Genomic DNA, 10,944 nt, shown 5'->3' with positions numbered 1-10,944 from the left:
GTTCAGCCGCTGCGGATGAACCGCCGGATTCCGTAGAACGGGTGGCCGCGAAAGAAAGTTTACCGATGCCGACGTCGATGTTTTCCAGACCTGCGCCCGGACCGGAGATATCCCAGTAGTAGAAGTCGGTCATATGCACGTCATGACGCTGATAGAAACGCTTACCTGCCCAGATATTCGCGCCTGGCARGGMGTCGATCAGGTTTTTACCCACGACGTTAAATTCGCGGATCGCCGGGGTGTTATCGTTTTCCCAGTCATTGACCTGTGAAGAGTTATAGGCAATGTTGGAGTCGAAATAGAAGCTCTTATCGCCCTCTTTCCACACTTCCTGGCCTAGTTTGATTTCGGCGTAAGTGTCACATTCATTACCGAGACGGTATTTGGACTGTGCGCCCGTTGCCTGGAAACACTGTTGCGGGCCGCCGCTACCGGTCCAGCCGATACCAGAACGGGCATAACCTTTGAAGTCGACCGCGCCGGCGTGAGCAGACAGAATGCCTGCTGTAACGGCGATAGCCAGTGGAAGTTTGCGCAGAGTAATCATCGTTCTATCTCCTGAGAGCATTGCTTTTCTTTTTACACTTCATCATTCAGGTTGCCTCTTTGTTGGCTACGTTCATTCACCCCAGTCACGTACTTATGTACGCTCCCGGGGATTCATTCTCTTGCCGCCTCGATGCACCCTGAATGATTTTGTGTAAGTTATGGGAATGCTTAAACGCCTGGCTCTTTGTGCAGCCGACGACAAGCGGTGCCATCCTCACGGAACAGATGGCAACGCTCCGGCGGCAAGCCGATAGCGAATGTGGCACCCTCTTCTACCAACACCACGTCAGCCTGGCGGTAAACCAGGTTTTGACGGATGGCGGGGATCTGAATATGAATTTGCGTTTCGTGGCCCAGTTGCTCAACAACCTGCACCGTGCCTTCCAGCGTGACATCGGCGATATCGCTGGGCAGCAGGTGTTCCGGACGAATGCCAAGGGACATATTGGCGCCGACCTGCACATCGCTGCTTTCCACTGGCAGCCACACTTGCTGACGGTTCGGCAGTTCAACCTGCACCTGGTCGATCGCCGTTGCGGTCACTTTCACCGGCAGGAAGTTCATCTTCGGTGAACCGATAAAGCCCGCCACAAAGCGGTCTGCCGGGTAGTGATACAGCTCCAGCGGTTTGCCGACCTGCGCCACGCGCCCGGCGTCCAGCACCACGATTTTGTCGGCCAGCGTCATCGCTTCGACCTGATCGTGGGTCACGTAAATCATCGTGCGTCCCAGCCGCTTGTGCAGACGGGAGATCTCGATACGCATCTGCACGCGCAGCGCGGCGTCGAGGTTGGACAGCGGTTCATCCAGCAGGAAGACGCGCGGCTCGGCCACCAGCGTACGACCAATGGCGACACGCTGACGCTGACCGCCGGAGAGCGCCTTCGGCTTACGATCCAGCAGATGCCCCAGTTGCAGCACTTCCGCTACCTGGGTAACCCGCTGGTTAATCATCTCTTTTTTGGCGCCCGCCAGCTTCAGACCAAAGGACATGTTCTCCGCCACCGACAGGTGCGGGTAGAGCGCATACGACTGGAACACCATGCCGACGCCGCGCTCGGCGGGCGGGATGTCATTCATGCGGGTATCGCCAATCAGTAAATCCCCGCTGGTGATCGTTTCCAGCCCGGCAATCATGCGCAGCAGTGTCGATTTACCGCAGCCCGACGGCCCGACAAACACCACAAACTCGCCTTCATTAATGTCGAGGTTGATGTCTTTCGAAACGACTACGTCGCCCCAGGCTTTCGTTACCTTGCGCAAGTGCACGCTCGCCATGCCCTTCTCCCTTTGTTACTACGCTGAAACCTTCAAGATGCGGGGACTATGCGGGATTGATTGCGCGGGTGGATCCTCCACCCTTCGCTTTTTTATGGGGGAGGAGACGGGAGGATGAGGCGACCGGCTCTGCCCCCACAAGTTCCGTGCAGCAGCGAAATTCGTGATGGCGATTGCAAAAATGGCGGCGTTTTTGTGTGCGCTGCCCCGCATAACTGGGTTTTATGCAAAGCAGATCACACAAAGGAGGGGTGGGGCGTAGGACGCAGGAGGATGAGAAGCGCTTGCCAAACCAGGAGACTAAGACCCGTTAAGCCACCTCTGTGTACCTGTGTTCGACATCGTGAGAGCACATCACCAAAAAGGACGGGATTTATGAAAATCAAAACTGGCGCAGGCATTCTGGCATTATCCGCGATCGCGACGATGATGCTGACCGCACCGGCTCTCGCCAAAATTGAAGAAGGTAAGCTGGTTATCTGGATCAACGGCGATAAAGGCTATAACGGCCTGGCCGAAGTGGGTAAAAAATTCGAGAAAGACACTGGCATCAAAGTGACCGTTGAACACCCGGATAAACTGGAAGAGAAATACCCACAGGTGGCGGCCACCGGTGATGGCCCGGACATTATTTTCTGGGCGCACGACCGCTTTGGCGGCTACGCGCAGTCTGGCCTGCTGGCGGAAATTTCCCCGGACAAAGCTTTCCAGGACAAACTCTTCCCGTTCACCTGGGATGCGGTGCGTTACAACGGCAAGATCATCGCCTACCCGATTTCTGTTGAAGCCCTCTCCCTGATTTACAACAAAGATCTCGTCCCGAATCCGCCAAAAACCTGGGAAGAGATCCCGGCGCTGGATAAAGAGCTGAAGGCGAAAGGTAAGAGCGCGCTGATGTTCAACCTGCAGGAGCCGTACTTCACCTGGCCGCTGATCGCCGCCGACGGTGGGTATGCGTACAAGTATGAAAACGGCAAGTATGACGTGAAAGATGTCGGCGTCGACAGCGCGGGCGCGAAAGCGGGTCTGACCTTCCTGGTGGATCTGATCAAAAACAAACACATGAACGCGGATACCGATTACTCCATCGCCGAAGCCGCCTTTAACAAAGGCGATACCGCGATGACCATCAACGGGCCGTGGGCATGGGCAAACATCGACAAGAGCAAAGTGAACTACGGCGTGACCATGCTGCCGACCTTCAAAGGCAAAGCCTCTAAGCCGTTCGTTGGCGTACTGAGCGCAGGCATTAACGCCGCCAGCCCGAACAAAGAACTGGCGAAAGAGTTCCTGGAAAACTACCTGCTGACGGACGATGGCCTGGCGGAAGTGAACAAAGACAAGCCGTTAGGCGCGGTGGCCCTGAAATCCTATCAGGATCAGTTAGCGAAGGATCCGCGCATTGCCGCCACCATGGCAAACGCGCAGACCGGTGAAATCATGCCGAACGTGCCGCAGATGTCGGCCTTCTGGTATGCCGTACGCACCGCAGTGATCAACGCTGCCAGCGGTCGCCAGACCGTTGACGCCGCGCTGAAAGATGCACAGGCCCGTGTAACTAAGTAAGTAATAAATGTAGGCCTGATAAGCGCAGCGCCATCAGTCGCAGTTGCCGGATGGCGACGCCACGCGTCTTATCCGGCCTACAGGTTTTCACAGTGGTAGAGGATGAATCCCCATGGATGTCGTTAGAAAGAGTCATTGGTGGCAAAGCGAGACCGTAAAATGGGCAACCATCGCCCTGCTCGGCCTGCTGGTGGCCTATCTTGTGGTTTTAATGTACGCCCAGGGGGAGTACCTGTTTGCCATCATGACGCTGATTTTAAGCTCTGCTGGCCTGTATATTTTCGCGAATCGCAAAACCTACGCCTGGCGCTATGTCTATCCTGGCGTGGCGGGTATGGGGCTGTTCGTATTGTTCCCGCTGGTCTGTACCATCGCCATCGCCTTCACCAACTACAGCAGCACCAACCAGCTCACCCAGGAGCGGGCGCAAGAGGTGCTGATGGATCGTGTTTATCAGGCCGGAAAGTCATTTAATTTTGGACTTTACCCGGCGGGTAGTGACTGGATCCTGGCGCTCACCGACGGTGAAAGCGGCAAAAATTATGTCTCGGACGCCTTCAGGTTCGGCGGCGAGCAGACACTGAAGCTTAAAGAAGCCCCCGCCCTGCCGGAAGGCGAACGCGGCAATCTGCGCGTGATCACCCAGAATCGTCAGGCGCTGAACCAGCTGACCGCTGTGCTGCCCGACGACAGCAAAGTCATCATGAGTTCACTGCGCCAGTTCTCCGGCACCCGCCCGCTGTATACACGCGGCGATGACGGCGCGCTGACCAATAATCAGAGCGGCGTGGTGTATCGCCCGAACAATGACATCGGTTATTTCCAGGCCGTTAACGCTGACGGCAACTGGGGCGACGAAAAACTCAGCCCCGGCTATACCGTGACCATCGGCTGGAAGAACTTTATGCGCGTCTTTACCGACGAAGGCATTCAGCAACCCTTCTTCGCCATTTTCGTCTGGACGGTGATTTTCTCACTCCTGACGGTGGTACTGACCGTAGCGGTCGGCATGGTACTGGCCTGCCTGGTGCAGTGGGAATCCCTCAAAGGCAAAGCGCTGTATCGCGTGCTGCTGATCCTGCCCTACGCCGTACCGTCGTTCATCTCGATCCTGATCTTCAAAGGCCTGTTCAACCAGAGCTTCGGGGAGATCAATATGATGCTGAGCGGGCTGTTTGGCATCCGTCCGGCCTGGTTCAGCGATCCGACAACCGCGCGGGCGATGATCGTGATCGTCAACACCTGGCTCGGCTACCCGTATATGATGATCCTCTGCATGGGCCTGCTGAAAGCGATCCCGGACGATCTTTATGAGGCTTCGGCGATGGACGGTGCAAGCCCGTTGCAGAACTTCTTTAAGATCACCTTCCCGCTGCTGATCAAGCCGCTAACGCCGCTGATGATCGCCAGCTTTGCCTTTAACTTTAACAACTTCGTGCTGATCCAGCTGTTAACCAACGGCGGGCCGGACCGGCTCGGCACCACCACGCCTGCGGGCTATACCGATTTGCTGGTCAGCTATACCTATCGCATCGCCTTTGAAGGCGGCGGCGGACAGGACTTTGGCCTGGCGGCGGCTATCGCCACGCTGATTTTCCTGCTGGTGGGGGCGCTTGCCATCATCAACCTGAAAGCCACACGCATGAAATTTGACTAAGGAGGGCACTGTAAATGGCTATGGTACAACCCAAATCACAAAAGCTGCGCCTTCTGATCACGCACCTCGGGCTGCTGATTTTTATCGCCGCGATCATGTTCCCGCTGCTGATGGTCATCGCGATTTCGCTGCGTCCGGGCAACTTCGCCACCGGCAGCCTGATCCCGGATCAGATTTCCTGGGAGCACTGGAAACTGGCGCTCGGCTTCAGCATTGAGCACGCCGATGGTCGCGTAACGCCGCCGCCGTTCCCGGTGCTGTTATGGCTGTGGAACTCGATCAAAATCGCGGCCATCACCGCCATCGGCATTGTGGCGCTGTCCACCACCTGCGCCTACGCTTTTGCCCGTATGCGTTTTCCGGGCAAAGCCACGCTGCTGAAAAGTATGCTGATTTTCCAGATGTTCCCGGCTGTGCTGTCGCTGGTGGCGCTTTATGCCCTCTTCGACCGCCTCGGGCAGTACATTCCGTTTATCGGGCTGAACACCCACGGCGGGGTGATCTTCGCCTATCTGGGCGGCATCGCGCTGCATGTGTGGACGATTAAAGGCTATTTTGAAACCATTGATGGTTCGCTGGAAGAAGCGGCGTCGCTGGATGGCGCAACGCCATGGCAGGCGTTCCGTCTGGTGTTGTTGCCGCTCTCTGTGCCTATTCTGGCGGTGGTGTTTATTCTGTCGTTTATCGCCGCTATTACCGAAGTTCCGGTCGCCTCGCTGTTGCTGCGTGATGTTAACAGCTACACGCTGGCGGTCGGTATGCAGCAGTATCTCAATCCGCAAAACTATCTGTGGGGCGACTTTGCCGCTGCGGCTGTACTTTCTGCAATCCCCATCACCGTGGTGTTCCTGCTGGCACAACGCTGGCTGGTGAATGGCCTGACGGCGGGCGGGGTGAAAGGCTGAGTTTCATCGTGATATGCCACTGTTATCCTCAACTTGTATTGTTGCGTTACTTTTGATTGTCAGGCGGCCCGCAGGCCGCCTTTTTTTATTCGCGCTTGAGCCGTTTCGAGTTACAGAGCCATAACGTCAGGACCAGCAGCAGGATCGCCGCGGAGTAGATCAGCACGTCCATCGGCGATTTATGATCGACGATGATCAGCCGCACGATGGCGGTAATGCCGATATAGATAAAATAGCGCAGCGGAAAGTGATAACCGGACTGAAAGTATTTCACGATCAGCGCGATAAATTCGAAGTAGAGAAAATAAACCACCAGCCCTTCTACCAGCTCATATTTGCTGGTGCGCTCCGGCGCAAAAAGCACATCTGCCAGATGCAGCGTCTCTTTGCCAAGAAAGACCACCAGGATCAGGCCAAGGCTGAGCAGACCTAAACTGAGCACAGTCTGCAAAATGGTGGAGATGAACTCAACGCGGGGACGACTTAGCGATGTCATACAGCACCTCATTACAGTGACGAGCTTACTGTATAGCGCAGAAATGTGATCTGGATCTACATTCTTTACTTATGCTTTCTAAGGGAAAGCGCGGCGGCGGATCATCATGGCGAGAAAGTCAGTCCAATAACGTAAAATAGATCCCCTTGCGGTTGAGAGGAAATACACAGGATGGCAGGGAAAAAACCGACGATCTCCGATGTCGCGAAGCTGGCAGAGGTTTCTGCGGCGACCGTATCGATGGCGCTCTCAGGGAAAGGCCGTATCTCAAGATGGACGACGGAGCGGATCAACAAGGCTATTGATGAACTGGGTTACGTCAGAAATAACAATGCCGCCACGCTTAAAAGCGGTAAAACGGGGCTTATTGCCGTACTGGTTCACGGTCTGGGCCAGGCCTTTAATGTGGATGCCCTGAAAGGGATCACCAGCTGTATTGATGAACACAAAAAAGTCTCTTTCATCATGATCTTCGAAACCCAGGCCGAACTGGAAAACCGCATTAATATCGCGCTGAACTATAACGTTAACGGCTTTTTGATCGTCAGTGAACGCGACAATAATGAGCGTACCCTTGCCCGTCTGAATGCCCGTAATATTCCCTGTCTGTTTATCGCCTCCTCGGGGGTCGCGGAACAACCTCAACAGATAGGGCTTAACGCCCACTATGCCGGAAATATCGCCACCCGCTATTTGATTAATGTCGGGCATATGCATATCGCCTTTATCGGCGGACATCCCAAATCGCTAGATCGCGCAGAGAAACTGGCCGGGTACTTTGCGGCGTTAAAAGAACATAATCTTGAGGAAGATACTTCGCTGATTATTGCGGACAGCAACGCTGGCGCATTAGCAGACAGAATGGCGGCACTATTTTCCCGTTCTCCCTGGGTCACCGCGATGATTTGCTATGATGCGGCCACCACGCAGGAAGTGATTTCCGCGATAAAAATGCGTGGACGGGGCATCGGAAAAGACAGCTATATCAATCGTGATATCGCCATTATTTGCCTCGAAAACGTCAGTGACACCGAATTTTTCTCGCCGTCTATTACCTGTATCGACACTTCAGCGACGCAGATGGGATGGAACGCCGCCAGGCTGTTACTTTGTCATATGGATGACGATAAACAACCACTGCAGGGCGAAGCATTCCATCCGGCATTAATTATCAGGGATTCGGCTTAACCTCCGCAGCCCGCATGCAAATTTACTAGCCACCCGTTCAGCCACTCTGCGGAAGCACGTTCAGGGGAATGACGATGGTGATGCGCCAGCCAGACTTCGGCGGCGCGCCCTGGTTCGGCAACGACAAAAGAAAATTCATCTTTATTAGTAGCCGCCCCCCACTCGCCTTCGCGGTTAAGCGCAATTACGGACATGCTGCCGCAGGCGCCACGGCGGGCAAGCAGCTTTGCGGTATGCTGGTTGAGCGCTCTGTCACAGGCTTCCTGCGGGGAGTACTGCTCCATCAGCCGGACGATTTCCCATGAAAGGCAGCCTTTCATAATATCCTCGCCGACGCCGGTTGCCGCCGCCGCGCCCGTTGCGCTATCGGCGTAGCACCCGGAGCCAATAATCGGTGAATCCCCCATGCGCCCCGGTTTTTTCATAAATAATCCCGAGGTCGACACGCCAGCGCAAACCGACCCGCCAGGCGCGCGTCCCAGAATGCACACCGTATCGTGACCATCGTAGGCTTCCAGCGGTAGCGGGCCGGGCGAAGCCTGTAGCGCGGCGCGCCATTTCTGCTGCGCCAGCGAATAAGTGTTATCCCGCGTCTCCATTCCCTGCCCGACCGCGACATGGAAAGCCCCCGTCCCGCAGAGCACGTTATTGCGTTGCAGGCCGCTAAGATAATGCGCGGCCATAATGGGATTTTTAAGATCGCGTACCGCCGCCACCGCGCCATAGCTTAGCGTATCGCCATCCATAAAGGCTGCATCCAGCTCGACCTCACCGTTTTCTGCCGGTAAACCACCGTAGCCGACGGAATGCAGCCTGGGATTGTCTTCAACCTTACGGACCGCATGCAGAACAGCGTTCTTCACATCACTTATCTCTGCCGCTTCAGCCAGCCCTTCCAGCGCCATGCGCCAGGTCGCAATTAACGTGTTGCCCATTCCAGCGTTTCCTTACGCAGTTGTGAGGCGGCCTCTTCATCAAGGATGAGAGTGAAGTTGGGATGATTACGCAGAAAGGATGCCGGGCAGGACTCATTGATCGGCTCCTCAAGCAGACGGCGAACGGCGTCGGCTTTGCTGGTACCGCTGACGATCAACAACGGCCTGTCGGCAGCCATAATTTCCCTGAAGCCCAGCGTGAACATGTGAGTCGGCGCTTGTTCGCGCGTAATGTTGTAGAGCTTCATGGTGCTTTCAACCGTCGATGCCTTATGTTCAGCGCAGAACGCGCTGGCATCGAAGGGCGTGCCCGGCTCGCAGGCGCCAATGTGCCCGTTGGTGCCCAGCCCCATTAACTGAATATCCCGCGGATAGGTGTCGAGAATGTGTTTATAACGCAGAATTTCATAGTCCTTATTAAGGGTACCTGCATTAAACATGTCGAAGTATTTGGGCTTTTGCGTCAACTGGTTATACAGACGTTCAAACATAAAGGTATGAACGGTATACACATCACGCTGGTTACCGACATACTCATCAATATTCAGGAAAACGGTATTTGAAATATCAATGTCGCCAGCATTAATCGCCTTCACCAGCAATTTAAAAAGTCCGGCAGGTGTCGCGCCGGTGGTCAGCGAGATCACCGGGCTGGATTTTTGGCGAAGAGTATTGGCAATAATGTCAAACGCACAAGCCGACATCGCGTTATAATCTTTTACCAGATGGATTTGCATGATTGCTCCTTTAAAGTAATTTCCTGACTGCGTTACGAATAGTATCGACGGTGGTGCCGTAAACAATTTGCACGTTTCCGTCATCAACCGGCACATAACCTAATGCGCCCGTTGCCTGAATAATGTGTTCATCGACCAGCGAAATATCATGAATGCTTACCCTCAGGCGGCTATAGCAACAATCGACGCTGATAATATTCTTGTTTCCGCCTAAGCCCCGGATTATCGCTAACGCTTTTAGTTTTAGCGGATCGTTTGATATGTCATCCTGTTGCTGATTGATCCCCAGAATATCGATCGTCTGTTCATAGTCGCTGCCCCGGCCCGGCGTTTTTAAATCAAAATGCACGATCCAGAAGCGGAACAGCGTATAACCTGCAAGACTAAAGACGATGCCAATCAACATGTTTATCCAGAATGTCGATTCCGGGCGCAGGAAGCCATAGAGTACCAGCCCAATAATATTGGCTTCGGTGCCGCCTAAATTACTCTGGAAGAGATAACAGAACATCCAGCTTAAGCCGTTAATGACGGAATAGATCAGATACCAGACCGGTGAAACGAAAAGAAAGGTGAATTCCAGAGGTTCAGTCACACCGGCGATAATGGAGGTAAAAGCGCCGGTCACCAGTAACGGCTTGATCTTGTTACGCTGCTCTGGCCTCGCCGTCTGGTACATGGCCAGCGCCATCATCGGCAGGGTGAACATGGTTATCGGGATCTGCCCACCGCGCAGGAATTTAACGATGTCCGCCAGTGTCATATTGACCGGTAGGGTGTTGGTTTTCAGGTATTCCGCAAAAATCGCTCTTGCGCCTTCCACCGTGTGCCCGTCAGGAAAAATAGCGATACCGGAAACCATCGTATCCCTGATGACCGTATTCCAGATTTGATGCAGTCCTGTGGGCAGGAGTAATCGCTCTCCCAGACCATAGATAAAGGGCGCAAAAACACCCGCGCTGGAGATGCCCATTGCCGCATGGTTTATCACTTTGGAAAGCATCAACCATAAAAAAGGAAAGCACTGACCAAAGGCCACGAAAAACATAATATTGGCGAGGGGGACGAACCTGACGCCGCCGAAAAAAGCCAGCGCCACCGGGAATTTTATCTGATGAACACGATTATGAATTATTGCGGAGAGCAGCCCGGTAATAATACCGCCTACCACGCCCGTGTTGACTGTTTCAATACCCAGCGTGGTCGTCAGCGCGCTTTTCGTGAACATCTCGTTGACCGCAGGATTGACTGTAATCAGCACATGCATACCCATCAGCAAAGCCATATAACCACATAGCGCGCCCAGCGCCGCATATTCTTTCTCTGCTTTCGCAAGCGTAAAGGCCAGCGTAACTGCAAATAATAAGGGCAAATTATCCATTATTACCGCGCCCACAGTATTAAGCAGATTAGCGACATACTGAAATACGGCAGAATTTAAAAACGGAAGCAATTCACGTAGTTTTTCATGCCAGAGAAACAACGAGGCGACGCCCAGCAACAATGAAGCAAAAGACAGAAGCGCAACGGGAGTAATAAAAGCGCGGGATAATATCTGAAAGAAATGAATGGTTTGTTTTTTCATAGAAAAGCCCACCAACCCTGTGGATACGTTAACAATGAATGACATCAT

The 10,944-nt window shown here is 54.0% G+C and carries 10 protein-coding genes; 4 read left to right on the top strand and 6 right to left on the bottom strand.

Going from position 1 to position 10,944, the window contains the following annotated elements; translation table 11 throughout:
• The coding region (locus QRD42_RS06425) for a carbohydrate porin (RefSeq protein ID WP_321988440.1) at positions 1-568 on the bottom strand (568 nt) is incomplete at its 3' end.
• A 149-nt stretch (positions 569-717) separates the two neighbouring features.
• Entirely contained in the window at positions 718-1,827 is a 1,110-nt protein-coding gene (gene malK / locus QRD42_RS06420) for a maltose/maltodextrin ABC transporter ATP-binding protein MalK (RefSeq protein WP_072570180.1), read from the bottom strand.
• Between the two features lie 375 nt (positions 1,828-2,202).
• Here malK and malE point away from each other — a divergent pair, with 375 nt between their 5' ends.
• The 3 genes from malE to malG all read left to right on the top strand — a co-directional run bounded on the left by malE (position 2,203) and on the right by malG (position 5,955).
• Positions 2,203-3,393, top strand: a complete 1,191-nt coding sequence (malE, locus tag QRD42_RS06415) for a maltose/maltodextrin ABC transporter substrate-binding protein MalE (RefSeq protein ID WP_072570178.1) — start codon at positions 2,203-2,205, stop codon at positions 3,391-3,393.
• Between the two features lie 112 nt (positions 3,394-3,505).
• A complete protein-coding gene (gene malF, locus QRD42_RS06410; RefSeq protein ID WP_321988439.1) occupies positions 3,506-5,050 on the top strand; it encodes a maltose ABC transporter permease MalF in 1,545 nt (514 codons plus the stop codon).
• A 14-nt stretch (positions 5,051-5,064) separates the two neighbouring features.
• Positions 5,065-5,955 carry a maltose ABC transporter permease MalG gene (gene malG / locus QRD42_RS06405; RefSeq protein WP_318364167.1) on the top strand — a complete coding sequence of 297 codons (891 nt, stop codon included), beginning with the start codon at positions 5,065-5,067 and terminating at the stop codon, positions 5,953-5,955.
• 85 nt (positions 5,956-6,040) lie between these two features.
• Here malG and psiE read toward each other — a convergent pair whose 3' ends face one another.
• Positions 6,041-6,451: a phosphate-starvation-inducible protein PsiE gene (psiE, locus tag QRD42_RS06400; protein ID WP_072570175.1), complete on the bottom strand. Its 411-nt coding sequence runs from the start codon at positions 6,449-6,451 to the stop codon at positions 6,041-6,043.
• A gap of 171 nt (positions 6,452-6,622) precedes the next feature.
• Here psiE and QRD42_RS06395 point away from each other — a divergent pair, with 171 nt between their 5' ends.
• Positions 6,623-7,639 (top strand): LacI family DNA-binding transcriptional regulator, encoded by a 1,017-nt coding sequence (locus QRD42_RS06395; RefSeq protein ID WP_321988436.1) that lies wholly within the window; start codon positions 6,623-6,625, stop codon positions 7,637-7,639.
• On the opposite strand, the gene QRD42_RS06390 is transcribed toward QRD42_RS06395, so the two are convergent.
• From QRD42_RS06390 to QRD42_RS06380, 3 genes are read right to left on the bottom strand one after another with little or no spacing between them, the layout of a single operon-like run.
• On the bottom strand, positions 7,636-8,574 hold the full coding sequence (locus tag QRD42_RS06390; RefSeq protein ID WP_072570173.1) for an isoaspartyl peptidase/L-asparaginase: 939 nt from the start codon (positions 8,572-8,574) through the stop codon (positions 7,636-7,638). The two genes, QRD42_RS06395 and QRD42_RS06390, sit on opposite strands and share 4 nt — an antisense overlap.
• Positions 8,559-9,311: a glucosamine-6-phosphate deaminase gene (locus tag QRD42_RS06385; RefSeq protein ID WP_072570172.1), complete on the bottom strand. Its 753-nt coding sequence runs from the start codon at positions 9,309-9,311 to the stop codon at positions 8,559-8,561. Before QRD42_RS06385 ends, QRD42_RS06390 begins: the two co-directional genes overlap by 16 nt.
• 10 nt (positions 9,312-9,321) lie before the next feature.
• Complete coding sequence (locus QRD42_RS06380; RefSeq protein ID WP_321988435.1) at positions 9,322-10,896, bottom strand: PTS transporter subunit EIIC; 1,575 nt, start codon at positions 10,894-10,896, stop codon at positions 9,322-9,324.
• Positions 10,897-10,944 lie beyond the last annotated feature (48 nt).

The sequence above is a fragment of the Enterobacter sp. PGRG2 genome (assembly GCF_030291195.1).
Taxonomy (GTDB): Bacteria; Pseudomonadota; Gammaproteobacteria; order Enterobacterales; family Enterobacteriaceae; genus Enterobacter_D.
Note: the sequence above shows the minus strand (reverse complement) of the source record. Positions and strands in the feature narration are given on the sequence as shown.

Coding starts and splice junctions, on each gene's coding strand:
- malK (WP_072570180.1), bottom strand. CDS start 1,827: ATGGCGAGCGTGCACTTGCGCAAGGTAACGAAAGCCTGGGGCGACGTA.
- malE (WP_072570178.1), top strand. CDS start 2,203: ATGAAAATCAAAACTGGCGCAGGCATTCTGGCATTATCCGCGATCGCG.
- malF (WP_321988439.1), top strand. CDS start 3,506: ATGGATGTCGTTAGAAAGAGTCATTGGTGGCAAAGCGAGACCGTAAAA.
- malG (WP_318364167.1), top strand. CDS start 5,065: ATGGCTATGGTACAACCCAAATCACAAAAGCTGCGCCTTCTGATCACG.
- psiE (WP_072570175.1), bottom strand. CDS start 6,451: ATGACATCGCTAAGTCGTCCCCGCGTTGAGTTCATCTCCACCATTTTG.
- QRD42_RS06395 (WP_321988436.1), top strand. CDS start 6,623: ATGGCAGGGAAAAAACCGACGATCTCCGATGTCGCGAAGCTGGCAGAG.
- QRD42_RS06390 (WP_072570173.1), bottom strand. CDS start 8,574: ATGGGCAACACGTTAATTGCGACCTGGCGCATGGCGCTGGAAGGGCTG.
- QRD42_RS06385 (WP_072570172.1), bottom strand. CDS start 9,311: ATGCAAATCCATCTGGTAAAAGATTATAACGCGATGTCGGCTTGTGCG.
- QRD42_RS06380 (WP_321988435.1), bottom strand. CDS start 10,896: ATGAAAAAACAAACCATTCATTTCTTTCAGATATTATCCCGCGCTTTT.